The following is a 23,234-nucleotide window of genomic DNA, read 5'->3' as shown; positions in this document are numbered from 1 at the left end:
CGCATGGAGTCCCTGTTCGTTTCAACCGGCGTGGTCGCCCTTGCCGAAATCGGCGATAAGACCCAATTGCTGGCTTTTCTATTGGCCACCCGGTTCAAGAAGCCGGTTCCGATCATTGCCGGCATTCTGCTGGCGACCATCCTCAATCATGCACTGGCCGGTGCGCTTGGTGCCTGGATTACTGCGGTTCTGAGTCCGGACATCCTGCGCTGGATTCTCGGTCTGTCCTTCCTCGGGATGGCAGTCTGGACCATGATCCCCGACAAAATCGAAGAAGAGGAAATGCAGGTTGCCCGGAAGTTCGGTGTGTTCGGCGCCACGTTGATTACTTTCTTTCTGGCGGAAATGGGCGATAAAACCCAGATCGCGACCGTGGCCATGGCGGCGCATTATCCCGATCCGGTTTTGGTGGTCATCGGCACCACCCTCGGCATGCTGATTGCCGATGTTCCGGCGGTGTTCATCGGGGACCGCTTTGCCGCGAGGATTCCAATGAAGCTGGTACATGGTATTGCCGCCGCCATGTTCGCGGTGATGGGACTGGCGACGCTGTTCGGCATGGGGGTATCCTTCGGCTTCTAATGCCACCGCCAGGTTTTCGTTAGACTGTGCTCATCACCGATACAGGAAGCAAATCATGAAGCGAGCCCAATACACCGAACGCGGTCCCGATCCGCAGGCGTCCATTACCATGGTTGAATCGGCGACGCCCGAACCGGCCAGCGGCCAGGCCCTTCTGGAGGTACTGGCAGCACCGATCAATCCTTCCGATGTACTGACCCTGACCGGCCTGTATGGCATGTTGCCAGCGTTGCCGGCAGTAGGTGGCAATGAAGGTGTAGGCCGGGTGCTCGCACTCGGGCCGGATACCCAGGGGCCTGCGATCGGGCAGACCGTACTGTTGCCGGTCGGCTGCGGCACCTGGGCCACGCATGTTCTGGCCGATGCCAAATCCCTGATGCCTTTGCCGAACGATGCCGATCCGCTGCAGCTGGCGATGATGACGGTCAATCCGCCGACCGCTTTGCTGATGTTGCGTGAATTCGTTGACTTGCAACCGGGCGAATGGGTGATCCAGAATGCAGCCAATTCCGGCGTCGGTGCCTATCTGATCCAGTTGGCGAAAGCACGTGGCCTGAAAACGGTGAATGTAGTGCGCCGCGAATCGGCGGTGGCCGGTGTGTGCGAGATCGGCGGCGATGTGGTGCTGGTGGATGCACCGGATCTGGCCAAGCGCGTGCGGGAAGCTACCGGCGCTGCTGCCATCCGGCTCGGCATCGATGCCGTCGGCGGTGCCAGCACAGATCGTCTGGCGATGGCCCTGGCCGATGGCGGTGTATTGGTGAATTACGGCGCGATGAGCGGCGAACCCTGCCAGGTGTCGCCGGCCTCATTCGTGTTTCGTGACCTAAGTCTGCGCGGTTTCTGGCTGTCGAAATGGTTCATCCGCGCTACGCCGGCCCAGCGCACGGTCGTTTTCGATGAAGTGGCCAGCTTGATCGCATCCGGCAGGCTGAAATCGCGTATTCAGGCCACTTACCCCATTGATCAGATCAAAGACGCCGTAGCTGCCGCTGCAGCCGGCGAGCGCAAGGGCAAAATTCTGCTGGTGCCGAACGGATAAGCTGAATTATGTTTTAATCTCAGCAGGGTGTATGATTTCGGTAAGTCAGGGTAATCGACAGAGTTCAATCGATATCGCAATTAGGGTCGCAAATGAAAGAACAGCCTCAGTCAATTGATGACAAGTTTGCAGAATTCGAGCGAGAGCTATCCGACCTGCGCGCTATCTATACGGGTATCAATGCGCGTTACCAGGAATCCTTGAGCAGTCTGAGCTTGCTGACTATGCATGCTTCGGAAGCCGCCAAACGAGCCGCCCGTTCCTGCGAGCAGTCCCGTATTGCTGCTATGAATGCCAATGAAGTGGTCAAGGAAGCGCGCTCGGAGAAAATCATGCTCGCGGTACAGGTAGCGGCCACCGCTGCATCCATGGCCGCCATGGCTGCAGTTGAATCCGCCGCCGCCGCCGCTGCTGCCGCCGCTGCCGCCGCCGCTGCCGTTTCCCATCAAGCAGAGACTGCATCGCTCAAGGCCTCCGCTGAAGCCTCGGATGCCTCACGTATTGCCGCTGAAGCTGCGGCGGAAGCGGTACGCTTGGCGCATCAAGCCAATGTCATCGCCAGTGAAATGAAAAAAGATTCCGAAAAATAAATCCTAGAGACGCAGTTCTTGCTTTTTCAGATGGGTAGCACGAGTTTCTGTGCCGGATTGCCACGAGTCATGACTTACCGGGAGCCTCCAAACAAACCCCCGCCGGGGCGGGGGGTGATTGGTGGAGGTGGCGGGAGTTGAACCCGCGTCCGAAAGCGCGCCATTTCCAGCACTACATGCTTAGTCCGTTGTTCAGTCTCGTCGGCAGGCAACACAACGTACGAAGCACACCTGCAAACATACCCGCTTTAGTTGATTCCGGGCTGACGGGTCGCCACCTGGAACGGTTCCATGATAATGACCCTACACCGACGAGCATGGACACAAGTGGGTTCGGGGCGAAGCCTTAAGCGGCTAAAGCGTAGTTGTCGTCGTTGGCAACTAGAGTTTTGCTACTGGATTAACGAGGAAAGTCGCCCCCTCGGCATGCGCCAAATAACTTTGCAACCCCCGTCGAAGCCAGAACACCCCCGAAAGCGGTCAAACAAATTCATTCAACCTCTCCAGTATGCGGCTTCCCGATAGCTTTTTCAATGGCCGATGAACCGGCATTCATAAAAATCATCGCCGATATGATCCTGGGCGCATTCGACGGATCAGGCGTTCTTATTGTGGCGGCGCATCGCGCGCTGCTGCTCGCGCTGCCAGTCGCGGTCCTTGCTGGCCTGACGCTTGTCATGGGCCTGCTTGCCTTTGGCCAGCGCGATCTCCAGTTTGACCTTGTTGCCTTTCCAGTAGCAAGCGGTCGGAATCAAGGTATAGCCGTCGCGCTCGACCTTGCCGACCAGTTTGTCGATTTCATGGCGGTGCAGCAGCAGTTTGCGGGTGCGACGGTCGTCGGCAATCACATGCGTCGAGGCCGATAGCAGCGGGGTAATTTGCGCACCAAACCAGAGGATCTCGCCGCCTTTGACTACCGCGTAACTTTCGCTCATGGCCAGCCGGCCGGCACGGATGGCCTTGAGCTCCCAGCCCTGCAGACTGATGCCGGCTTCAAAGCGTGCCTCCAGATGGTATTCGTGGCGCGCGGTTTTGTTCAGGGCAATCGTCTTTTGACCTTGGCTTGCGCTATTCTTGTCGGTATTCTTCTTCACCATTCGGCTATTGTCGCCGATTTTGCCGAACGCAGGAACGTCATGCCGAAAATCCAACGCCACGCGCTGGTTCGTCATTCAGCGAAACGTATGTACGAGCTGGTCAACGCCGTCGACTGCTATCCGGACTGGTTCGCCTGGTGCACTGCTTCGGAAGTGCTGGAACATACCGAATTCGTGATGCGCGCGCGTCTGGAGCTGCGCATTGCCGGCATCCGCAGTGCCTTCACCACCCGAAACACCCTGGCGCCACCCCGCCGCATCCAGATGCGGTTGGAGGAGGGGGCGTTCAGTCATCTGCGCGGAGAATGGATTTTCCACGCATTGGCCGAAGATGCCTGCAAGGTCAGCCTGAGCCTCGATTTCGAGGCCAACAGCCTGCTGTCACCCGCCTTCGCCTTGGGCTTCCAGGGTTTGGCCGACCGCATGGTCGATGATTTCTGCCGGCAGGCCGACCACGATGACTGAGATGATTGCAATCGAAATCGTCTATGCCGAGCCGGATCGGGTTTGGCGTCAGGAGCTCCAGCTTCCGGCCGGCGCCAGTGTGCAGCAGGCCCTGTCGGCCATGGACCCGGGTCTGTTTCCACCGAACCTCAAGGTATTGCCGGAATTTCTGGCCGTGTATGGCCGCATGGTTCGCGTGAACGAACCCCTGCATGCGAATGACCGCATCGAGTTGTTGCGTCCGCTCATCCGTGACCCGAAAGATACCCGCCGCCTGCGTGCTGCCGACAATCCAGTGAAGAAATCCAAACGCTGAAACGCAAAAGGCGGCCGCAGCCGCCTGATTTGGGAATCCGCGCCGCTCAGCGCTTCTTCTTTTTATCGTCTTTCGGCAGATTGCCGAACTTGGCCATTTCCGCGGCCAACTGGGCATCCTGTTCGGCGAAATATTCGCCTTCCCAGCGCGCCACTGTGTCGCCGTCGAAATGCACGGTGAAGGTTTTGATGTCGGTCTGGCCGTGACCGCGGCGCTGGGTCGCGATGTAATCCCAGCGGTTCTTGTGGAAAGGGTCTTCGACTGCCGGAGAGCCGAGCAGAGCATAGACCTGCGGACGGGTCATGCCGGGAGCCAACTGTTCGACACTGGCTTTGTCCAGAAGATTGCCTTGGAACACCGGTTGTTTGTAGACGAAGCGGCAAGCGCTCAGCAGCAGTACGGCAACGGCGAGGGGGAGTAGCTTACGCATGGCACTCTTCACAATTGTTCAGACCTCAATGATACACTAGCTTACGACCGCCGTAGACGGAAAAAGTTGCACGCCCATGCCTGTACAAAGCAGCGACCTGAAGAAACTGGGACTGAAAGTGACCCACCCGCGCATCCGGATTCTGGAAATTCTGGGTTCGGAAGGGGTGCGCCACCTGAGTGCCGAAGATCTTTACCGCCGCCTGTTGGCGGACGGCGAAGACATTGGCCTTGCGACGGTTTACCGCGTGCTGACCCAGTTCGAGGCCGCCGGTCTGGTCGAAAAGCACAACTTCGAAGGGGGTACCGCGGTCTATGAACTCGACCGCGGTCAGCATCATGATCATATGGTCTGCGTCGAAACCGGCAAAGTCATTGAGTTCAGCAACGCGGAGATCGAGCGTCTGCAGAAACAGATCGCCGCTGAACACGGCTATGACATCGAGGACCACAGTCTGGTCCTGTACGTGCGTCCGAAAAAATAATCGTCAAACCGCGCTTACGCTTGTCCGTGATCCAGCATCGCGGCGGCGTGCGCCAGAGTCTGTGCCGTAAGGGTTTTACCGCCCATCATGCGTGCAATTTCCTGTACGCGGGCATCGCCCACAAGCGGCATGACCTGGCTTTGCGTCGAGCTGCCGTCACTGTGTTTGGCCACGCGCAGATGCTGGTTGCCCAAGCTGGCCACCTGCGCCAAGTGCGTTACGCACAGGACCTGGCAGGCTTTGCCGAGGGCCCGTAACTTCTGCCCGACCACTTCGGCGACCGCGCCGCCGATGCCGGCATCGACTTCGTCGAACACCATGGTCGGTATCGGGTCAAGGCCGAGTGTGGCCACTTCGATGGCCAGACTGATACGTGCCAACTCACCGCCGGAAGCCACTTTGCGCAGCGGCCGGGGCGGCTGTCCGGGATTGGCCGAGACCATGAATTCGCAACGCTCGCCACCATGAAGCTGGGGTTGCGCATCGGCATTGGTTTCGAGTTCAACAAGGAATTGTCCCCCGGCCATGCCCAGTTCCGTCATCAGAGAACTGACATTGGCGCCCAGACGATCAGCCGCCTGTTGCCGTTTTGCAGACAGGATAATAGCGGCCTGCTGCCATTCGGCAGCGGCGGTTTTGCGTTCAGACAGAAGGGCCTCCAGAGTCTCGCCGGCACCGCGCAAGCTCTCCAGTTCCTGCTGCAGGGCATCGGCTTTTTCCCGAAGTGATTCCATCGGGATGCGGTGACGGCGGGCCAGTTCGTGCCAATAGCTGAGCTGGGATTCCAGTGTGGCCAATTCGCCGGCATCCAGTTCGATGCCATCCTGCCATTGCTGCAGTTGGGATACCGCTTCCTTGACCTGGATACTGGCAGATTCGAGCAGTTCCACGACCCCCGCCAGTGCCGGCTCTTCCGTCTGCCAACGACCGAGCTGAGCGGCGCCGGACTGCAGCAGAGCCAAACCATTGCTGGCTTCATCTCCATCCAGTTGCGCCAATGCCGAAGCGGTGGCGGCAAGCAGTTGTTGGGATTGGCTATGGCGCTTGTGCCGGGCAAGGGCTTCAGCGATGCCTGCTGGATCGATCGGTTGTCGGTTCAGCTCCTGCAACTGGTGCTCCAGATCGGCAATGCGTGCGCTGACATCGCCTTGGCTTTGCAGCCGGTCGATCTGCTGCTGCAAGGCATTCCAACGGCGCGTCAGGTCCTGAACCTGGGCGAGATGATTGCCGGCTTGGCCGAATTCATCCAGCAGACCAAGCTGTTTGCGGCGTTCGAGCAGATTCTGCTGCTCATGCTGACCATGGATTTCCAACAGCAACCCACCCAACTCCGCCAATTGGGACAATGTGGCGTTACGGCCATTGATCCACGCTTTGGAGCCGCCATCGGCGCGGATGACCCGGCGCAGTTGGCATTCGCCGTCTTCGTCGCAGTCGTTTTGCTTCAGCCAGGCCAGGGCTTCCGGAGCATCGGCCAGATCGAACACGGCCGAGAGTTCTGCGCGTTCACTGCCAAAGCGGACCATGCCGGAGTCGGCGCGGGCACCGGTCAGGCAGAGCAGGGCATCCACCATCAAGGATTTGCCGGCACCGGTCTCGCCGGTGACGACGGTGAAGCCGGCGCACAGAGCCAGATCATTGGCCGAGACCACGGCGAAATTGGTGAGTTGCAATTGCGTCAACATAGCGGCTATTTTGCCCGATTTGTACCGGCAATAACGCAGGCATCTCCGAATTTTGAATCGGAATGCATGCCAATGCTATGCCCGGCGGCCGCTTTGTCCTATGCTAACGGCATGAATTTTCCGCTTGACCCGCGCGCCCGTCGTTTGTTGCACACCCTGATCGCCCAGCATATCCGCGAGGGCACGCCGGTGCCCAGCCGCATCTTGGCCAAGCAGGCGGGTCTGGAGGTGAGCCCGGCCACTATCCGCAACATCATGGCCAACCTCGAGGATGTCGGTCTGCTGGCGGCCCCGCATACCTCGGCCGGGCGGGTACCGACGGCGCAGGCTTACCGCCTGTTCGTCGACTCCCTGCTGGAGGTGGCGCCCTTGCGCGAACCCGAGCTGGAACGTCTGCGCGAACAGATGGCACCCGGTACGGGAACCCAGGCGCTGTTGGCACAGGCCAGCGAGATGCTGTCGGCGATGAGCCGGTTCGTCGGCGTGGTGACCGTACCACAGCGCGGGCAGTCGGCATTCAAGCACATCGATTTCCTCGCGCTCGATGACAATCGGGTACTGGTCATCCTGGTCTTTCCCGACAACGAGGTACAGAACCGCATCGTCCAGTTGCAGCGCCCGTTTTCCCCTGAGGCCTTGGAGCAGACCGCCAATTATCTCAACCGCCATTTCGCGGGCCAGGGCTTTGCCCAGATTCGCCGGCAACTGGTCGCCGAAATGCAGCAGGCCAAATCGGAAATGGACACCTTGCTGAGCGCCGCCCTTGACATCTCCCAGCAGCTGCTCGCCGCCGAGCCGCGCCCGGAAGACATGGTGCTTTCCGGCCAGACCCAGCTCATGGGCGCCCAGGGCCTGTCCGACATGGACCGTCTGCGGAGCTTGTTCGAAGCCTTTTCCCGCAAGCGCGAAATCCTCGGCCTGCTCGAATCCTGCGCCGATGCCCAGGGCGTGCGGGTGTTCATCGGCGAAGAAAGTGGCCTGGCGCCGCTGCAGGCCTGTACGGTGATTACCGCGCCGTACTCCAGCCAGGGTCAGGTGTTGGGTGTGCTGGGTGTGATTGGACCGACCCGGATGCCCTATGAACGGGTCATCCCGATTGTCCAAGCCACCGCCGATTTGCTCGGCGATGCCTTGAAACTGGACTGAGCATCCCCAAATCTGCCTTGTGCCCGGATTTCGGGCGGTTTTTCATGGACAAGGCTCATGCATACGAACGATCCCGTTCCGGAATCTCCGGAAACTCCCGACAGCCCTGAAACCCCGGAAATCGATGCCCAGCAGCAACTGCTGGCCGATTTCGAGCAGCTCAAGGCCGCCGTGGCCCAGATGCAGGAAGAGCGTTTGCGCGAACGCGCCGAGCTCGACAACCAGCGCAAGCGTCTGGCGCGTGACGTGGACATGGCCCGCAAGTTCGCCAACGAGCGTCTGCTCGGTGATCTGCTGCCGGTGTTCGACAGCCTGGATGCCGGTTTAAGTACGGCCGGCAGTCACGACAGCCCGCTGCGTGAAGGACTTGACCTGACTTATAAACAACTGCTGAAAGTCGCCGCCGACAACGGCCTGCAGCTGATTGACCCGGTCGGCCAGCCGTTCAATCCGGATCAGCACCAGGCCATCAGCCGGCAGGACGGCAGCGATGCCGCACCCGATACCGTGGTGCAGGTGTTCCAGAAAGGTTACTTGCTGAATGAACGCCTGCTGCGCCCGGCCTTGGTCGTGGTCGCCGGCGCTTGAAATCCGGCAAAAGCCCCACACATCCTGAAACAGACGGCGATAACGCCTCCAATCAACACATCCTGAGGAGAAACAGACATGGGTAAAATCATCGGCATCGATCTGGGCACCACCAACAGCTGCGTTTCCGTAATGGAAGGCGGCGTTGCCAAAGTCATCGAGAATGCGGAAGGCGATCGCACCACGCCGTCCATCGTGGCCTTCACCAAGGACGGTGAAGTCATCGTCGGCGCCTCGGCCAAACGCCAGGGCGTGACTAATCCGAAAAACACCTTCTTTGCAGTGAAGCGCCTGATCGGCCGCAAATTCACCGACGCTGAAGTCAAGAAAGACATTGATCTGGTGCCGTATGGCATCGTCGCGCATGACAACGGCGACGCCTGGGTGCAGACCGCCGAAGGCAAGAAAATGGCGGCCCAGGAAATTTCCGCACGTGTTCTGGAAAAAATGAAGAAAACCGCCGAGGCCTATCTGGGCGAAGCGGTCACCGAAGCGGTCATCACCGTGCCGGCCTACTTCAACGACTCGCAGCGCCAGGCCACCAAGGACGCCGGCCGTATCGCCGGTCTGGAAGTCAAGCGCATCATCAACGAGCCGACCGCGGCCGCTCTGGCCTACGGCCTCGACAAGAAAGGCGGTGACCGCAAGATCGCCGTATACGATCTCGGTGGCGGCACCTTCGACGTATCGATCATCGAAATCGCCGAAATCGACGGCGAGAAGCAGTTCGAAGTACTGGCCACCAACGGCGACACCTTCCTCGGCGGCGAAGACTTCGACAACCGTATCATCGATTTCCTGGTGGAAGAGTTCAACAAGGAGCAGGGCATCGACCTGCGCAAGGATCCGCTTGCCCTGCAGCGCCTGAAAGACGCCGCCGAACGTGCCAAGATTGAACTGTCGAGCTCGCAGCAGACCGACATCAATCTGCCGTACGTCACCGCCGACGCTTCCGGCCCGAAACACCTGAATATCAAGCTGACCCGCGCCAAGCTGGAAGCCCTGGTCGATGATCTGGTCAAGAAGACCATCGAGCCCTGTCGTATCGCCTTGAAAGACGCCAACCTGCGCGCCGCCGATGTGTCCGACGTGATCCTGGTCGGCGGCATGACCCGCATGCCGAAAGTGCAGGCGGCCGTGGCCGAATTCTTCGGCAAGGAACCGCGTAAAGACGTCAACCCGGACGAAGCCGTCGCCATCGGTGCCGCCGTGCAGGGCGGTGTGTTGGCCGGTACCGTGAAAGACGTGTTGCTGCTCGACGTCACCCCGCTGTCACTCGGTATCGAAACCATGGGCGGCGTGTTCACCAAGATCATCGAGAAGAACACCACCATCCCGACCAAGGCCTCGCAGACCTTCTCGACCGCCGAGGACAACCAGTCGGCGGTGACCGTGCACGTGCTGCAGGGCGAGCGCGAACAGGCCCGCTACAACAAGTCTCTGGCCCGCTTCGATTTGGCCGGCATCGATGCCGCGCCGCGCGGCATGCCGCAGATCGAAGTCAGCTTCGACATCGATGCCAACGGCATCCTGCATGTTTCGGCCAAGGACAAGAAGAACGGCAAAGAGCAGCGCATCGAGATCAAGGCCGGTTCCGGTCTGTCGGAAGCGGAAATCCAGCAGATGGTGCAGGATGCTGAAGCGCACCGCGAAGATGACAAGAAGTTCCATGAGCTGGTGACCACCCGCAACATGGCTGATGCTGCCGTGCACAGCACCCGCTCCGCCATCAAGGAGCACGGCGACAAAGTGCCGGGTGATCAGCTCGGCGCGATTGAAACCGCGCTCAGCGATCTGGAAACCGCGATGAAGGGTGACGATAAGGCCCAGATCGAGGCCAAGACCGAGGCCCTCAGTCAGGCCGCGCAGTCCTTGTATGCCGCTGCTTCAGCCGCTGCCCAGCCGGAAGGTCCGGCCCAGGCGCAGCCAGCCGGTGATGACGTGGTGGATGCCGAATTCACCGAAGTCAAAGACGACCAGAAGTAAGCATGTTGATTCCGACCCACACCGGTCTGTTGCCGGTGTGGGTTTTTCCGTGAAGTAGAACCGGATTGTCCGTCATGAGCAAGCGTGATTTTTACGAAGTCCTCGGTGTAGCCAAGAATGCCAGTGAGGAAGACCTGAAGAAAGCCTACCGCCGTCTGGCGATGAAGCATCACCCGGACCGCAATCCAGGCGATGACAAGGCTGAGCACGCGTTCAAGGAAGCCAAAGAAGCCTATGAGGTGTTGAGCGACGTCACCAAGCGCCGCGCCTATGATGCCCACGGCCATGCGGCATTCGAACATGGCATGGGTGGCGGCGGAGCCGGTTATGCCGACATGGGGGATATCTTCGGTGACATCTTCGGTGACATTTTCGGCGGCGGACGCGGTCAGCGTGGTCCCCGGCGAGGCAATGACCTGCGTTATGTACTCGAGTTGGACCTGGAAGAAGCGGTGTTCGGTGTCGACAAGCAGGTTGACATCCCGACTCTGATTGCCTGTGAACCCTGCAGAGGCTCGGGATCTGAAGATGGCAAGAGCGACACCTGTAAAACCTGTCAGGGTCGGGGCCAGGTCCGTATGCAGCGGGGCATCTTCGCCATGGAGCAGCCATGTCCGTCCTGTGGCGGTCGCGGCGAAACCATCGCCAAGCCTTGCAAGTCCTGCCATGGTCAGGGCCGTAAGCAGAGCCAGAAAACCCTGCAGGTCAAAATTCCGGCCGGCGTCGATACCGATGACCGGATCCGTCTGCAAGGCGAAGGCGAGGCCGCGCCGGCCGGCGGTGTTGCCGGTGATCTGTATGTGGAAGTCCATGTCCGGCCGCATCCGATCTTCCAGCGTGAAGGCAATGACCTTTACTGTGAAGTACCGATTCGTTTCAGTCAGGCCGCGCTCGGTGCCGAACTGAGCGTACCGACTCTTCAGGGCGAAGCCCTCGTGAATGTGCCCGCCGAAACCCAGACCGGCAAGGTGTTCCGTCTGCGCGGCAAGGGTGTGAAATCGGTGCGCAGCCAAGGTACCGGTGATCTCTTGTGTCGGGTGGTGGTGGAGACCCCGGTCAATCTCACCGGAAAGCAACGCGAATTACTGGAAACTTTCGAACAAACCTTCGAGGGTGACGCCGGTGCCAAGCATTCCCCGAAGTCCAGCAGCTTCTTCGATGGTGTGAAGTCCTTTCTGGATCGGATCATTTCCTAGCGGGCATTATGGCGCCCAAGATGGAGAGCCGCTCTACTGCTGCGCTCAAGCTTGCAGTTACTTAACAGGATTTGAACATATCTTTATGAATTGATTCATTTTTAGTTCATTAAATGGACTTGTGTTCAGTCTGGGTTTTCGTTAAGGTGGATAAACTCTCGCGATGTCTCTCAGCCTTTGGAGCACCCGATGCGATTTCTGTCCCTGTTAGCCCTCGGTCTTTTTTCCGCCATTCCAGTCCACGCCCAGTCCATCGACGCTTCGTTAATCGCGCGTCTGGCCCCGAAAATCAAACCCTCAGTCATCAACGAAGCCGTTTCCGCAATGAATTGTGCCCGCAAGAACGGGGTTGGCATCAATGCCAGCAGGGTCGCCATCATCGATTACACCATTCCCTCGCGCCTGCCGCGGCTGTGGGTGCTGGATCTGAAACAGCAGAAACTGTTGTTCGAAGAACACGTCGCCCATGGTCAAGGATCCGGACATGACATTCCCAATGTATTCTCCGACCGCGAAGGCAGTCACCAGACCAGTCTTGGCCTGTTCCTGACCGACAGCACCTATCAGGGCGGCAACGGCTATTCCCTGCGACTGCATGGCCTGAGCAAAGGCTTCAACGAATCGGCGCTGCGGCGTCTGATCGTGATGCATGGTGCGCCGTATGTGAACCCCATCGCCGCCATGGCCATGGGTCGTCTGGGTCGGTCCTGGGGCTGTCCGGCGGTACGTCGTGAAGTCGCCCAACCGATGATTGACACCCTCAAACAGGGGCAATTCATCTATTCCCACGGTCCAGGCACCGAGAAGCTCTCGCTGTGCAAGACCGAGAATCTGGCGCTGTTGGCCCTGCCTCCGGATAGTACGTCACAAAGTGCTCGCTGAGATAAGGCATTCGGAACCGATTACCCGCTGATCTGGAAGCGATTACAGTTCCGTTGAGCAATCAATCAAATTGTTCTGGCTCTGAACGTGTCGCATTGGCCCAGATCGCCGCTATCGAAGCCCCGGCGGAACCAGTGCATGCGCTGTTCGGCGCTGCCATGGCTGAAAGAATCAGGCATCACCATGCCCCGGCTCCGACGCTGCAGGGTGTCGTCGCCGATGGCCTGGGCGGTGTTGATGGCTTCTTCCAGGTCGCCGGACTCCATCCATTGTTTTTCCTGTTGGGCGTAATGCGCCCAAAGGCCGGCGTAGCAATCGGCCTGTAGTTCCTGACGCACCAAAAGGCCGCCGTCACCTTCGACGGTACCGCCTCTGGCGCGGACTTTATTCACCTGGTCGGAGACGCCAGTCAGGGTTTGGATGTGATGGCCGACTTCGTGGGCAATGACATAGGCTTGCGCGAAATCGCCGCCACCGCCGAGTTTGGCGGTCATTTCATCGAAAAACTGGGTATCGAGATAGACCTTGCGATCGCCCGGACAATAAAACGGGCCCACAGCGCTGGTGGCACCGCCACAGGCCGATTGAACCGAACCGCTGAACAATACCATGGTCGGTGCCGGATACTGCTGGCCACTGGCGCTGAAAATTCGGCCCCAGACGTCTTCGGTGGAGGCCAGCACCACTTTTGAAAATTGCTGTTCTTCGGTGACCGGAGCGTTCGAATCAATCGGTATGTTTGCTGCCGGTGGCGCGGCACTTTGCATCTGCGCCAGAAAGCCAAGCATTTCCATCGGATTCTTGCCCATGATCAGGCCGAGAATAATGACAAGCACAGCGCCGCCCAGACCCATTTTCATACTGCTGCCGCGACCGCTGCTGCTTCCGATTTCGACATTGCTGCTTTCACGTTGCCCACGCCATTTCATGAAAAGTCCTCAGCCCGACTCAGGGCAACGGGGAGAATTGATAAATACCGCCATCAGCCATCAGGGCCAGATGCAGGTTGCCGTCCTTGATCACAAACGAGCGCACGAACGGCATGTCCTTGGTGAATCGGTTGTAGAGGGATTTTTCGCCGCAGAACGCCATGGTGCTGCGCAGTGGCCCGAATTCAAGGCCGGACGGCGATGTGTAGGTATAGCTGCCGCCGAGCATATTGCAGTCGGCCTTGATGCTGACGCTGCCATCACTCGTGAAACGAAGGATATATTTGCCGGCCGTATCGGGTTTGAGCACGGTATCGTCCAAGTACTGGATATCCAGCAACTGCCATTGGGTATCGCGCAGCGGATCGGGTACGGGCAGCGTCGTTATCGTGGTGCCGGCGCAGGCGGGTAATAGCAACATCATCATGGAAAAAATAAATCCACGCATACTGTTCTCTCCAGTTCTCGATAACCCAGTCTTATGATGCCACGGACACTCCCATGAGGCGAGACTCAGCCGGCATGGGAGTCGTTGAACTGCAAGCGCGCCAGTTCCGCGTACAGACCGTTCTCGGCCATCAGGCTCTGATGGGTGCCAGTGGCGATAACGCGGCCTTTATCCATCACTACGATGCGGTCGGCTTTCAGCACGGTAGCAAGCCGGTGGGCAATGACCAGTGTCGTGCGGCCTTGCATAAGGTGTTCGAGCGCCACCTGTACCGCCCGTTCGGACTGTGCATCGAGCGCGCTGGTGGCTTCGTCGAGCAGCAGAATCGGTGCATCTTTGAGCAGGGCACGGGCGATGACGATGCGCTGTTGTTGGCCGCCGGAAAGGCGGGCACCATGTTCGCCAAGCGCGCTGTCGAGTCCTTCGGGCAGAGCCTGGATGAACTCCCAGGCTTCGGCGGCGATGCAGGCGCGTTTGACCGCGTCGTCATCGGCATCCAGATGGCCGTAGCGGATGTTGTCGCGGGCGCTGCCGCCGAAAATCACCGGGTCCTGCGGCACGAGCGCGATCTGCCGACGCAGATCATCGACCGCCAGTGCCGCCAGTGGCGCATCACCGAGACGGATCGTGCCATGCTGCGGATCGTAGAAGCGCAACAGCAGCTGGAACACCGTGCTCTTGCCGGCGCCCGAAGGCCCGACCAGCGCCACGGTTTCACCCGGACGGATCGCCAGCGAGAAATCCTGCAGGGCTTTGTCATCCGGCCGGCTCGGGTAGCTGAATGCGACCTGTTCGAAATGAATCGCCTGTTTGCCGTCCTGGACAGCCCGGTTTTCGGCGACCGTCAGTGCGCTGTGCTCCGCGAATAGATCGGCGATGCGGCTCATGCCGCCGGCCGCCCGCTGCACTTCCGCCCAGACCTCCGCCAAGGCGCCAACCGAGCCGGCACCGATCATGGCGTAGAACACGAATTGCGTGAGCGTGCCGGCGCTCATGCTGCCGGAGACCACACTGCGTGCCCCCGACCAGAGAATCAGGGTGATGCCTCCGAAAATAATCAGAATGGCAAATGCGGTCAGTGCCGACTGCAGCCCGATACGTTTACGCGCGGCCGCCAGGGCATAATCGATGGCGGCGGTGAAGCGTCCGGTTTCATAATTTTCGCGTACGAAGCTCTGCACGGTGTGCACGGCATTGAAGGTTTCACTGGCACGCGCGTTGGCATCGGCCAGACGGTCCTGGCTGTTTTTGGAGGCGCCGCGCACACTGCGGCCGGACAGCACCATCGGCAATACCATCAACGGGATGCCGATGAGGACATAGGCGCCCAGCCGTGGATTGGTGATCACCATCATCACCGCACTGCCGACCACGGTGATGGCGCTGCGCAAGGCAATGGACATGCTTGAGCCGAGCACCGTGCGCAGCAGCTCGGCATCGGCCGACAGCCGCGAGATCAGTTCGCCGGAGCGGGTTTCATGGAAGAAGCGCTGGTCGAGCCGGATCAGATGGGCGTACAGCTGCTTGCGCAGATCGGCGATGACGCGTTCGCCCAGCAGGGATACGAAATAGAAGCGGGCGGCCGTGGCCAGAGCCAGCAGGGAGGCGACGGCGAACAGCAGCAGGAACCAGCGGTCGATGTCACCGTCCCGGGAAAAGCCCTGATCGACCAGATGTTTGAGGGCGACCGGAAAAAACAGGGTTGCACTCGATGACACCGATAAGGCCAGCAACCAGAACAGCAATAAGCGCCGATGCGGCTTCAGGAATGGCAGCAGGCCTTTCAGGGTGTTGATCGGCCGACTGGCCGATGCCGGTTTGTCATTCATCGGGGTCTACTCGGAGGCGCAGGCGGCCTTCACTGAGCTGTGCGTTCAAGGATTGACCCGGCCTGACCTGCTGCGGACGCAGGATCACGCGGCTGTCGTGATCGCGCAGGATGCTGTAACCCCGGGCCAGCGTGGCCAGCGGGCTGAGTGCATTGAGGCCGATGCCGGCCTGTTTCAGACGATCGATGCGTCGGTCCAGCTGACGTTGCAGATTGCGATGCAGGCTCTGTTGCAGCGCGGTGATGCCCGCGCGTTGCAGGGCGATGCGGTTCTGCGGTCCGGCGCGGTCAAGGCGGTGCGTGGCCAGGCGCAGCCGCTGGGCGGGACTGAGCAGGCGTTGTTGCATGGCATGTTGCAGACGTACGCGCAGGGCCTGCAGCTGTTGGCTGCCATTGTGCAGACGCTGTGCCGGCCGGACTGCCTGAAGACGGAGCAGGGCGGTGTCGTTGCGCTGTGCTGCGGACTGCAATCTGCCGCGCATGGCCTGCTGCAGTTTTTGTGCCAGTAAATTCAGGCGCCGTTGCAGTTCCCCGGCATCCGGCGACAGCAACTCCGCCGCTGCCGACGGTGTCGGTGCCCGCAGATCGGCGGCGAAATCCAGCAGACTGAAATCCACCTCGTGGCCGATGGCCGAAATCACTGGAATCGGGGCGCTGGCCACCAGGCGCACCAGGGCTTCATCGTTGAATGGCCACAGGTCTTCCAGTGAGCCGCCGCCCCGGGTAATCAAAATGGCATCGTAGCGGCCGCTGGCGAGAGCGGCCTGCAGGGCGATACGGATTTCGGCAGCAGCTTCGGCACCTTGGACCGGAACCGGCCACAGCTCCACCGGCAGGAGCGGAAAACGCCGCTCCAGTACCGACAGCACATCGTGGACAGCGGCGCCGCGGGGCGAGGTGATCAGGCCCAGCCGTTTCAGCCAGCGTGGCAGCGGCCGTTTGCGGTCGGTGGCGAACAGACCCTCAGCGTCCAATTTGGCTTTCAGGCGCTCATAGGCCAATTGCAATGCGCCCTGTCCGGCCGGCTCGATGGACTCGACCGACAACTGGTATTCGCCGCGGGCTTCATACAGCGTCACGCGTGCCCGCACCAGCACCAACTGGCCGTCTTTGATTGGTGCCGACAACAGCATGGCGCGGTTGCGGAACATGGCGCAACGGACCTGGGCCGATGCATCTTTCAGGCTGAAATACAGGTGGCCGGAGGCCGGCCGGGACAGATTGCTGATTTCGCCCTCCAGCCAGATCTGGCTGAAGTTGGATTCAAGTAAATCGCGGGCCAAGGCATTGAGCTGTGCCGGCTTGAAGATGCGGCGTTCGGTGGCGGGAGAAAGGGCAGAAATCACCGGTATAGGATACCTGACTGCACGGAATTCCGCGATTTCCATTAGACTATCGGCTTGAGCAGACGTTGACGGAATCTGCAGCTCCGGGCGTCAACCGCGATTGCATCCTGCTCATCGAGCCGGGCTGAACAGGTATTTCCATGCAGAGTGATTCCCCGATCCCCCGTCGCCCCTGCCATGCCGTGAAAGTCGGTCGCGCCACCGTCGGTGGCGGTGCGCCGATCGTGGTGCAGTCGATGACCAATACCGACACCGCCGACATCGCCGCCAGCGTCAAGCAGATCGCCGAGCTTTGGCGTGCCGGCTCGGAAGTGGTGCGGGTTACCGTCAACAATCCGGAATCGGCCAAAGCCGTGCCGCAAATCGCTGACAAACTGGCGATGATGGGCATCGATGTGCCGCTTGTCGGTGACTTCCATTACAACGGCCATCAATTGCTCACTGACGAGCCGGCCTGTGCTGAGCGTCTGGCCAAGTACCGCATCAATCCGGGCAATGTCGGCTTCGGAAAAAAACGCGACAGCCAGTTCGGCGCCATCATCGATCTGGCCAACCGCTATGAAAAACCGGTGCGCATCGGCGTCAACTGGGGTTCGCTCGATCAGGCGCTGGCCCAGCAGATGATGGATGAAAACGCACTGCGCTCCGAGCCCTGGAGTGCAGCCCGGGTGCTGCAGGAGGCCCTGGTGCGCTCGGCATTGGATTCGGCGGCACGGGCCGAACAGCTCGGCATGCCGCACAACCGCATCCTGCTGTCGGCCAAGGTTTCCGGCGTGCAGGAGCTGATCGCGGTGTACCGCGATCTGGCCAAACGCTGCGCGTATCCCTTGCATCTGGGCCTGACCGAGGCCGGCATGGGCAGCAAGGGCATCGTGGCCTCCACCGCCGCGCTCGCGGTATTGCTGCAGGAGGGCATCGGCGACACCATCCGCATTTCGCTGACCCCGGAACCGGGCGCTTCACGCACCCAGGAAGTGATTGTGGCCCAGGAGCTTTTGCAGACCATGGGCTTGCGCGCCTTCACACCCCTGGTGACCGCCTGCCCGGGCTGCGGCCGGACCACCTCGGAGTTCTTCCAGGAATTGGCCAAATCGGTGCAGGAGCACGTGCGTGCGAAAATGCCGGAATGGAAAATCAGCCACCCGGGCGCGGAACATCTGACGTTGGCGGTGATGGGCTGCGTGGTCAATGGACCGGGCGAGTCCAAGCATGCCGACATCGGCATTTCATTGCCGGGGACCGGCGAAGCGCCGGCGGCGCCGGTGTTCATCGATGGCGAAAAGAAACTGACTCTGCGCGGCGACAACATCGCCCAGGAATTCACCGCGCTGATCGATGCCTACGTCGAACATAAATACAAACGCGGATAATCTTCAGCACCGTCAACGCTGCAGCGTGTCCGAGAAGATCTCGGGATCGGTCACCGCCGGTTTAGCGCGGGTGATTTCCCGGTGCGCCAGATACAGGTTGGATCCGAAGATGATCAGCGCACCGATCAGGGTGTAGTGATCAACGCCTTCGTCGAACAGCCACCAGCCGAACACGGCGACCACCAGCACCTGCATGAAGCTGATCGGAGTCAGGATGGAGGCATCGCCGAGCTGCAGGGCGCGGGTCCAGCACATGTGCGCCACGGTGCCGAATAATCCAGCCAGCACCAGCCACAGCCAGGTGATGCCCGAGGGCGTTTGCCAGAACAGCAGAGCCGGCACCAGCGACATCGGCACCCACAAGGCGGTGGTGAACACCACGATGGCATCCGGGCTTTCGGTGCGAGTCAGGAATTTGATGGAGATCGCCACGCTCGCGCTCATCAGCGCTGCCAGCAAGGCGACCAGACTGGCACCGGTGAAGCTGTCGGCGCCGGGCTGCAGCAGAATCAGCACGCCGATGAAACCGATGAGGACCGCCGCCCAGCGCCGGGCACGGACGGTTTCGCCCAATACCCAGACCGCTCCGATGGTCACGAACAGCGGGGTCGAGTAGGAAATCGCCACGGCCTGCGCCAGCGGCAGATGCACGATGGCCCAGAACCCGGACAGCATGCCGACCGTGCCGATCGCGCAACGCAACAGATACAAGGGCAGTTTGGCCGTTTTCAGCAGGCTTGGGCCGTGCTTGAACAGCAGCGGCAGGGTGAACAGCAGACCGAACAGGTTGCGGAAGAACGCGATCTCGAAGGGATGTTGCGTTTCAGAGGCCAGGCGGATGACCACCGCCATCAAACCGAACAACAGCGTGCTGAACAGCATCAACAGCACCGCACGGGCGGTCGGATGCGTGTGTTTGTCGGGAATCAAAAATCGGCACCGAGAATGCGCGGTTCCGGTTCCAATGCCACACCGAATTGCGCCTGCACCGAGTCCACCACCTTGCGGGCCACCGCCAGCAGTTCGGCGCCGGTCGCTTTGCCGTGATTGACCAGCACCAGCGCGTGCTGTTCGGCAATGCCGGCGTCGCCTTCGCGGTAGCCTTTCCAGCCGGATTTTTCAATCAACCAGGCGGCCGAGAGTTTTTTATGACCGTCCACGCCAGAGGGAAACACCGGCAACTCCGGATGCGTGGTCTTCAGGGCATCGGCGTCGGCATCGGACAGCATCGGATTTTTGAAGAAACTGCCGGCATTGCCGATCAGGGCCGGATTCGGCAGCTTGCGGGTGCGGATGCGGCTGATGGCCTCGGCCAGATGCAGCGCTTTCGGTTCGCTGATGCCCATCGCGGCCAGCTCTTCCGGTACGCCGGCGTAAGCCATTTTCAAGGGCCGGGTTTTATCCAGACGGAACTCGACGGCGGTAATCACCCATTGATCGCGTTCGCGTTTAAAGCGCGAGTCGCGGTAGCCGAACGCGCACTCGGCATGGCTCAGGCGTTTGATGCGCCCGCTGACGCGGTCGAAAGCTTCCACGGTCTCGATGAACTCGCCCACCTCTACGCCGTAGGCCCCGATGTTCTGGATCGGGCAGGCACCGACCGTACCGGGAATCAATGCCATGTTTTCCAGACCGTTCCAGCCGCGGGCCAGGGTCCAATGCACCAGTTCGTTCCAGAGCATGCCGGCTTCGGCGCGGATCAGCGCTTGGCTGTCGTTCTGTTCCAGGATCCTGCAGTCATCACCGCTCAGGCACAGCACAAGTCCCGGGTAGTCGGCGGCGAACAGCACATTGCTGCCTTCGCCCAGCACCAGCACCTCGAGGCCTTTCATCGCAGCCAGATCGAAAGCCTCACCGATACGGGACGGATCGCGGACATCGCACATGGCCGCCGCGCGTGCGGCGATGTGCAGGGTGTTGCGGCCGGCCAGCGAGACGTCATCGGCCCATGGCAGGGGCTGCATCAGTCTGCACCCAGACGGTGGCGGCGCATGGCATTGACGCACTCGCCGATCAGTTCCGGACCGCGGTAGATGAAACCGGTATAAATCTGCACCAAGGACGCGCCGGCCGAGATTTTGCCGAGCGCATCGGCACCTTCGGTGATGCCGCCGACGCCGATGATCGGAATGCTGTTGTCCAAGTGCAGACGCAGCCGGCGCAGGGTGTGCGTGGCCTTTTCGTACAGCGGCTTACCCGACAGGCCGCCGACCTGGCCGGCAATCGGGTTCGGACCGAGCATGCTGCGGTCGATCGTGGTGTTGCCGGCGATCACGCCATCGAGTTTGGCGGCGTTGAACACGCCGGCGATGCCTTCGATTTCCGCTTCCGACAGATCCGGCGCGATCTTGACCAGCATCGGCACGCGGCGGCCGCGCACGGCGGCCAGAGCTTCCTGCGCGGCACGCAGTTCGTGGACGAACACGCGCAGGGCTTCTTCGCCCTGCAGATCACGCAGGCCCTGGGTGTTGGGCGAGGAGATGTTGACGGTGATGTAGTCGGCGTAGTCGTACACGCGCTCGAGACAATGCAGATAGTCGTCGATGGCGCGCTCGTTCGGCGTGTCTTTGTTCTTGCCGATGTTGATGCCGAGGATGCCTTCGCGTTTGGAACGCGCGACGTTTTTGACCAGGGCATCGACGCCGTGGTTGTTGAAGCCGAGCCGGTTGATGAGGCCCATCTCGTCTTTCAGGCGGAACATGCGTGGCTTGGGGTTGCCTGCCTGCGGGCGCGGAGTGACCGTGCCGATTTCCACGAAACCGAAACCCAGCGCCATCAGCGCATCGATGTGCTCGCCGTTCTTATCCAGCCCGGCAGCGCAGCCGACCGGGTTCGGAAAACTGATGCCGAAGGCTTGGGTCGGCAGCGGCTTGGGTTTGACTGCCAACAGCGGGTTCAAGCCGGTGCGATAGGCCGTTTCCAGCGCCGCCAGACCGAGCGTGTGCGCACGCTCGGCGTCCATGCAGAATAGCAGGGGCCGGGCCAGGGAATACATCAGAAGTCGAACTTGATGCCTTGGGCCAGCGGCAGCGAATCCGAATAGTTGATGGTGTTGGTCTGACGACGCATGTACACCTTCCAGGCATCCGAGCCGGACTCGCGGCCACCGCCGGTTTCTTTTTCACCACCGAAGGCGCCGCCGATCTCGGCACCGGAGGTGCCGATGTTGACGTTGGCGATGCCGCAGTCGGAGCCGCTGGCGGCCAGGAAGGCTTCCGCGGCTTTCAGGTTCTGGGTGAAGATGGCGGAGCTCAGGCCTTGCGGCACGGCGTTCTGCAGCGCGATGGCTTCATCCAGGGTCTTGAAGGTCATCACATACAGGATCGGGGCGAAGGTTTCGGCCTGCACCACGGCATCGGAATTTTTGATGTTGCCGATGATGGTCGGCAGCACGAAATTGCCGCGGCCTTCAATGGCCGCGCCGCCGGTCAGCACGGTGCCGCCGGCCGCTTTCGCGCCGTCGATGGCTTTCAGGAACTGCGCCACGGCTTCTTTCGAGTTCAACGGACCCATCAGGGTGGTGGCCAGAGTCGGATCGCCGATTTTGGTTTCGATTTGTTTGTACGCGGCGACCAGCTTTTCGACCACCACATCGCGCAGGGCTTCATGCACGAACAGGCGGCGGGTGGTGGTGCAGCGCTGGCCGGCGGTGCCGACGGCACCGAACACGATGGCCGGAATCGCCAGTTTCAGATCGGCGCTGTCGTCGACGATGATGGCGTTGTTGCCGCCCAGTTCCAGCAGGGAACGGCCCATGCGGCGCGCCACGCGCTCGCCGACCATGCGGCCGACGTGGGTCGAACCGGTGAAGCTGATCAGGGCCACGCGTTTATCGTCCACGAAGTTCTGGGCGATTTCGGTGCCGGCATCGTTGAACAGGAAGAACAGATCCGGGAAGCCGGCTTTATTCAGGGCCTCGTTGCAGATCTTCATCGCGGCGATGGCCGAGAACGGCGTCTTCGGTGACGGTTTCCAGATGCAGATATCGCCGCACACGCCGGCGAGAAAAGCATTCCAGGCCCAGACCGCGACCGGGAAGTTGAAGGCCGAGATGATGCCGACCAGACCGATCGGATGGTATTGCTCGTACATGCGGTGGCCCGGACGCTCCGAGTGCATGGTCAGGCCGTACAGTTGGCGCGACAGACCCACGGCGAAATCGCCGATGTCGATCATTTCCTGCACTTCGCCGTCGCCTTCGGGTTTGATCTTGCCCATTTCAAAGGCCACCAGCGAACCAAGCGCGTCTTTGTGGGCACGCAGGGCGTCGGCACACAGGCGGATGGCTTCGCCGCGTTTCGGGGCCGGGGTGCTGCGCCAGATGGCATAGGCTTCTTCGGCGCGGGCGATGAGGGTGTCGTAATCGCTCTGGCTGGAGGCGTAAACGCGGCCGATGACTTCGCCGGTGCTCGGGTTGACCGGTTCCAGCACGCCGGCATCGGTGGTTTTGGACCATTCGCCGCGGCCGAGGTAGGTGCCGGATTCGGTGTCGGAAAGGCCGAGGGCAGCGAGAACGGGGTGCGTCATGACAACTCCAAACAGGGGCAATAAACCGCTATTTTACCCGATTTGACCGCCTTTTCCGATCCTTCAGCGCCGCTGCGCCGGGGTTCACGCCGAATCCCATCGGCCTGAATTATGCTTAAGCATTGCCAAGGAGAAGCCATGTCGCCGAATTCGACTGCCACCGCACGTCTGCTGACCTACGCCGGCATTCTGCCGTTTGCCATCGGCCTGGCCGGACAGCTGTTTGCGCCCGCGGCCGCGCCTTGGCAGCCATGGACCGCGGCCTATGGCGCGGTGATCGCCGCGTTCATCGCCGGCATCCACTGGGCGGTGCATCTG

24 protein-coding genes and 1 other RNA gene are annotated in these 23,234 nt (G+C 60.8%); 13 read left to right on the top strand and 12 right to left on the bottom strand.

Annotated elements, in window-relative coordinates; translation table 11 throughout:
• The first annotated feature begins 3 nt into the window (after window positions 1-3).
• The 3 genes from ACIQ0Q_RS02615 to ACIQ0Q_RS02605 all read left to right on the top strand — a co-directional run bounded on the left by ACIQ0Q_RS02615 (window position 4) and on the right by ACIQ0Q_RS02605 (window position 2,214).
• Complete coding sequence (locus ACIQ0Q_RS02615; protein ID WP_395771390.1) at window positions 4-582, top strand: TMEM165/GDT1 family protein; 579 nt, start codon at window positions 4-6, stop codon at window positions 580-582.
• Window positions 583-637: 55 nt separating this feature from the next.
• A complete protein-coding gene (locus ACIQ0Q_RS02610; protein ID WP_395771389.1) occupies window positions 638-1,624 on the top strand; it encodes a zinc-dependent alcohol dehydrogenase family protein in 987 nt (328 codons plus the stop codon).
• Window positions 1,625-1,716: 92 nt separating this feature from the next.
• Window positions 1,717-2,214, top strand: coding sequence for a hypothetical protein (locus ACIQ0Q_RS02605; RefSeq protein WP_395771388.1), 498 nt, complete (start codon window positions 1,717-1,719; stop codon window positions 2,212-2,214).
• Window positions 2,215-2,333: 119 nt separating this feature from the next.
• Here the strand turns inward: ACIQ0Q_RS02605 and ssrA are convergent.
• Window positions 2,334-2,686: a transfer-messenger RNA gene (gene ssrA, locus ACIQ0Q_RS02600) on the bottom strand.
• 124 nt (window positions 2,687-2,810) lie between these two features.
• Window positions 2,811-3,311, bottom strand: coding sequence for an SsrA-binding protein SmpB (gene smpB / locus ACIQ0Q_RS02595; protein ID WP_395771387.1), 501 nt, complete (start codon window positions 3,309-3,311; stop codon window positions 2,811-2,813).
• Between the two features lie 39 nt (window positions 3,312-3,350).
• Between smpB and ACIQ0Q_RS02590 the strand changes: the two genes are divergently transcribed.
• Window positions 3,351-3,776, top strand: coding sequence for a type II toxin-antitoxin system RatA family toxin (locus ACIQ0Q_RS02590; protein WP_395771386.1), 426 nt, complete (start codon window positions 3,351-3,353; stop codon window positions 3,774-3,776).
• Window position 3,777: 1 nt separating this feature from the next.
• Window positions 3,778-4,071, top strand: coding sequence for an RnfH family protein (locus ACIQ0Q_RS02585; RefSeq protein ID WP_395771385.1), 294 nt, complete (start codon window positions 3,778-3,780; stop codon window positions 4,069-4,071).
• A gap of 46 nt (window positions 4,072-4,117) precedes the next feature.
• Here ACIQ0Q_RS02585 and ACIQ0Q_RS02580 read toward each other — a convergent pair whose 3' ends face one another.
• Window positions 4,118-4,501, bottom strand: a complete 384-nt coding sequence (locus ACIQ0Q_RS02580; RefSeq protein ID WP_395771384.1) for an outer membrane protein assembly factor BamE — start codon at window positions 4,499-4,501, stop codon at window positions 4,118-4,120.
• Window positions 4,502-4,577: 76 nt separating this feature from the next.
• Between ACIQ0Q_RS02580 and fur the strand changes: the two genes are divergently transcribed.
• Window positions 4,578-4,985, top strand: a complete 408-nt coding sequence (gene fur / locus ACIQ0Q_RS02575; protein WP_395771383.1) for a ferric iron uptake transcriptional regulator — start codon at window positions 4,578-4,580, stop codon at window positions 4,983-4,985.
• A gap of 14 nt (window positions 4,986-4,999) precedes the next feature.
• Here the strand turns inward: fur and recN are convergent, their stop codons facing one another.
• Complete coding sequence (gene recN, locus ACIQ0Q_RS02570; RefSeq protein WP_395771382.1) at window positions 5,000-6,670, bottom strand: DNA repair protein RecN; 1,671 nt, start codon at window positions 6,668-6,670, stop codon at window positions 5,000-5,002.
• 111 nt (window positions 6,671-6,781) lie between these two features.
• On the opposite strand from recN, the gene hrcA reads away from it, so the two are divergent.
• From hrcA to ACIQ0Q_RS02545, 5 genes are all read left to right on the top strand, one after another.
• Window positions 6,782-7,816 carry a heat-inducible transcriptional repressor HrcA gene (gene hrcA / locus ACIQ0Q_RS02565; protein WP_395771381.1) on the top strand — a complete coding sequence of 345 codons (1,035 nt, stop codon included), beginning with the start codon at window positions 6,782-6,784 and terminating at the stop codon, window positions 7,814-7,816.
• 57 nt (window positions 7,817-7,873) lie between these two features.
• Window positions 7,874-8,404, top strand: coding sequence for a nucleotide exchange factor GrpE (gene grpE, locus ACIQ0Q_RS02560; protein ID WP_395771380.1), 531 nt, complete (start codon window positions 7,874-7,876; stop codon window positions 8,402-8,404).
• Window positions 8,405-8,482: 78 nt separating this feature from the next.
• Window positions 8,483-10,390: a molecular chaperone DnaK gene (dnaK, locus tag ACIQ0Q_RS02555; RefSeq protein ID WP_395771379.1), complete on the top strand. Its 1,908-nt coding sequence runs from the start codon at window positions 8,483-8,485 to the stop codon at window positions 10,388-10,390.
• Window positions 10,391-10,464: 74 nt separating this feature from the next.
• Window positions 10,465-11,586, top strand: coding sequence for a molecular chaperone DnaJ (gene dnaJ / locus ACIQ0Q_RS02550; RefSeq protein WP_395771378.1), 1,122 nt, complete (start codon window positions 10,465-10,467; stop codon window positions 11,584-11,586).
• A gap of 189 nt (window positions 11,587-11,775) precedes the next feature.
• Entirely contained in the window at window positions 11,776-12,468 is a 693-nt protein-coding gene (locus ACIQ0Q_RS02545; RefSeq protein WP_395771377.1) for a murein L,D-transpeptidase catalytic domain family protein, read from the top strand.
• Window positions 12,469-12,533: 65 nt separating this feature from the next.
• Here ACIQ0Q_RS02545 and ACIQ0Q_RS02540 read toward each other — a convergent pair whose 3' ends face one another.
• The 4 genes from ACIQ0Q_RS02540 to xseA form a co-directional block, all read right to left on the bottom strand.
• Window positions 12,534-13,397 (bottom strand): neutral zinc metallopeptidase, encoded by an 864-nt coding sequence (locus ACIQ0Q_RS02540; RefSeq protein ID WP_395771376.1) that lies wholly within the window; start codon window positions 13,395-13,397, stop codon window positions 12,534-12,536.
• 19 nt (window positions 13,398-13,416) lie between these two features.
• Window positions 13,417-13,845 (bottom strand): META domain-containing protein, encoded by a 429-nt coding sequence (locus tag ACIQ0Q_RS02535; protein ID WP_395771375.1) that lies wholly within the window; start codon window positions 13,843-13,845, stop codon window positions 13,417-13,419.
• A gap of 65 nt (window positions 13,846-13,910) precedes the next feature.
• Window positions 13,911-15,674, bottom strand: a complete 1,764-nt coding sequence (locus ACIQ0Q_RS02530; RefSeq protein ID WP_395771374.1) for an ABC transporter transmembrane domain-containing protein — start codon at window positions 15,672-15,674, stop codon at window positions 13,911-13,913.
• Entirely contained in the window at window positions 15,667-17,019 is a 1,353-nt protein-coding gene (xseA, locus tag ACIQ0Q_RS02525) for an exodeoxyribonuclease VII large subunit (protein ID WP_395771373.1), read from the bottom strand. Before xseA ends, ACIQ0Q_RS02530 begins: the two co-directional genes overlap by 8 nt.
• A 140-nt stretch (window positions 17,020-17,159) precedes the next feature.
• Between xseA and ispG the strand changes: the two genes are divergently transcribed.
• A complete protein-coding gene (gene ispG, locus ACIQ0Q_RS02520; protein WP_395771372.1) occupies window positions 17,160-18,389 on the top strand; it encodes a flavodoxin-dependent (E)-4-hydroxy-3-methylbut-2-enyl-diphosphate synthase in 1,230 nt (409 codons plus the stop codon).
• 12 nt (window positions 18,390-18,401) lie between these two features.
• On the opposite strand, the gene ACIQ0Q_RS02515 is transcribed toward ispG, so the two are convergent.
• The 4 genes from ACIQ0Q_RS02515 to ACIQ0Q_RS02500 are packed head-to-tail and all read right to left on the bottom strand — an operon-like array spanning window position 18,402 to window position 22,916.
• Complete coding sequence (locus ACIQ0Q_RS02515) at window positions 18,402-19,271, bottom strand: DMT family transporter (RefSeq protein WP_395771421.1); 870 nt, start codon at window positions 19,269-19,271, stop codon at window positions 18,402-18,404.
• Window positions 19,272-19,315: 44 nt separating this feature from the next.
• Window positions 19,316-20,353, bottom strand: a complete 1,038-nt coding sequence (gene murB / locus ACIQ0Q_RS02510) for a UDP-N-acetylmuramate dehydrogenase (protein ID WP_395771371.1) — start codon at window positions 20,351-20,353, stop codon at window positions 19,316-19,318.
• Window positions 20,353-21,384 carry a quinone-dependent dihydroorotate dehydrogenase gene (locus ACIQ0Q_RS02505; RefSeq protein ID WP_395771370.1) on the bottom strand — a complete coding sequence of 344 codons (1,032 nt, stop codon included), beginning with the start codon at window positions 21,382-21,384 and terminating at the stop codon, window positions 20,353-20,355. The genes murB and ACIQ0Q_RS02505 overlap by 1 nt, the downstream gene beginning before the upstream one ends.
• The gene (locus ACIQ0Q_RS02500; protein WP_395771369.1) at window positions 21,384-22,916 is read right to left on the bottom strand and encodes an aldehyde dehydrogenase family protein; all 1,533 of its coding nucleotides are present in this window, start codon (window positions 22,914-22,916) and stop codon (window positions 21,384-21,386) included. Before ACIQ0Q_RS02500 ends, ACIQ0Q_RS02505 begins: the two co-directional genes overlap by 1 nt.
• Before the next feature lie 138 nt (window positions 22,917-23,054).
• Here ACIQ0Q_RS02500 and ACIQ0Q_RS02495 point away from each other — a divergent pair.
• Window positions 23,055-23,234: hypothetical protein (locus tag ACIQ0Q_RS02495; protein ID WP_395771368.1), on the top strand; the 180-nt coding region annotated here is incomplete at its 3' end.

This window comes from Arenimonas sp., assembly GCF_044348765.1.
In the GTDB taxonomy this organism is placed as follows: Bacteria; Pseudomonadota; Gammaproteobacteria; order Xanthomonadales; family Xanthomonadaceae; genus Arenimonas.
Note: the sequence above shows the minus strand (reverse complement) of the source record. Positions and strands in the feature narration are given on the sequence as shown.

Excerpts from the sequence above, each read along its gene's own strand:
- ACIQ0Q_RS02590 (WP_395771386.1), top strand. The coding sequence starts at position 3,351 with ATGCCGAAAATCCAACGCCACGCGCTGGTTCGTCATTCAGCGAAACGT.
- recN (WP_395771382.1), bottom strand. The coding sequence starts at position 6,670 with ATGTTGACGCAATTGCAACTCACCAATTTCGCCGTGGTCTCGGCCAAT.
- fur (WP_395771383.1), top strand. The coding sequence starts at position 4,578 with ATGCCTGTACAAAGCAGCGACCTGAAGAAACTGGGACTGAAAGTGACC.
- dnaK (WP_395771379.1), top strand. The coding sequence starts at position 8,483 with ATGGGTAAAATCATCGGCATCGATCTGGGCACCACCAACAGCTGCGTT.
- ACIQ0Q_RS02515 (WP_395771421.1), bottom strand. The coding sequence starts at position 19,271 with ATGCTGTTCAGCACGCTGTTGTTCGGTTTGATGGCGGTGGTCATCCGC.
- ispG (WP_395771372.1), top strand. The coding sequence starts at position 17,160 with ATGCAGAGTGATTCCCCGATCCCCCGTCGCCCCTGCCATGCCGTGAAA.
- hrcA (WP_395771381.1), top strand. The coding sequence starts at position 6,782 with ATGAATTTTCCGCTTGACCCGCGCGCCCGTCGTTTGTTGCACACCCTG.
- ACIQ0Q_RS02585 (WP_395771385.1), top strand. The coding sequence starts at position 3,778 with ATGATTGCAATCGAAATCGTCTATGCCGAGCCGGATCGGGTTTGGCGT.
- ACIQ0Q_RS02530 (WP_395771374.1), bottom strand. The coding sequence starts at position 15,674 with ATGAATGACAAACCGGCATCGGCCAGTCGGCCGATCAACACCCTGAAA.
- smpB (WP_395771387.1), bottom strand. The coding sequence starts at position 3,311 with ATGGTGAAGAAGAATACCGACAAGAATAGCGCAAGCCAAGGTCAAAAG.
- ACIQ0Q_RS02505 (WP_395771370.1), bottom strand. The coding sequence starts at position 21,384 with ATGTATTCCCTGGCCCGGCCCCTGCTATTCTGCATGGACGCCGAGCGT.
- ACIQ0Q_RS02540 (WP_395771376.1), bottom strand. The coding sequence starts at position 13,397 with ATGAAATGGCGTGGGCAACGTGAAAGCAGCAATGTCGAAATCGGAAGC.
- ACIQ0Q_RS02605 (WP_395771388.1), top strand. The coding sequence starts at position 1,717 with ATGAAAGAACAGCCTCAGTCAATTGATGACAAGTTTGCAGAATTCGAG.
- ACIQ0Q_RS02535 (WP_395771375.1), bottom strand. The coding sequence starts at position 13,845 with ATGCGTGGATTTATTTTTTCCATGATGATGTTGCTATTACCCGCCTGC.
- ACIQ0Q_RS02615 (WP_395771390.1), top strand. The coding sequence starts at position 4 with ATGGAGTCCCTGTTCGTTTCAACCGGCGTGGTCGCCCTTGCCGAAATC.
- ACIQ0Q_RS02545 (WP_395771377.1), top strand. The coding sequence starts at position 11,776 with ATGCGATTTCTGTCCCTGTTAGCCCTCGGTCTTTTTTCCGCCATTCCA.
- murB (WP_395771371.1), bottom strand. The coding sequence starts at position 20,353 with ATGCAGCCCCTGCCATGGGCCGATGACGTCTCGCTGGCCGGCCGCAAC.
- dnaJ (WP_395771378.1), top strand. The coding sequence starts at position 10,465 with ATGAGCAAGCGTGATTTTTACGAAGTCCTCGGTGTAGCCAAGAATGCC.
- ACIQ0Q_RS02610 (WP_395771389.1), top strand. The coding sequence starts at position 638 with ATGAAGCGAGCCCAATACACCGAACGCGGTCCCGATCCGCAGGCGTCC.
- ACIQ0Q_RS02580 (WP_395771384.1), bottom strand. The coding sequence starts at position 4,501 with ATGCGTAAGCTACTCCCCCTCGCCGTTGCCGTACTGCTGCTGAGCGCT.
- ACIQ0Q_RS02500 (WP_395771369.1), bottom strand. The coding sequence starts at position 22,916 with ATGACGCACCCCGTTCTCGCTGCCCTCGGCCTTTCCGACACCGAATCC.
- grpE (WP_395771380.1), top strand. The coding sequence starts at position 7,874 with ATGCATACGAACGATCCCGTTCCGGAATCTCCGGAAACTCCCGACAGC.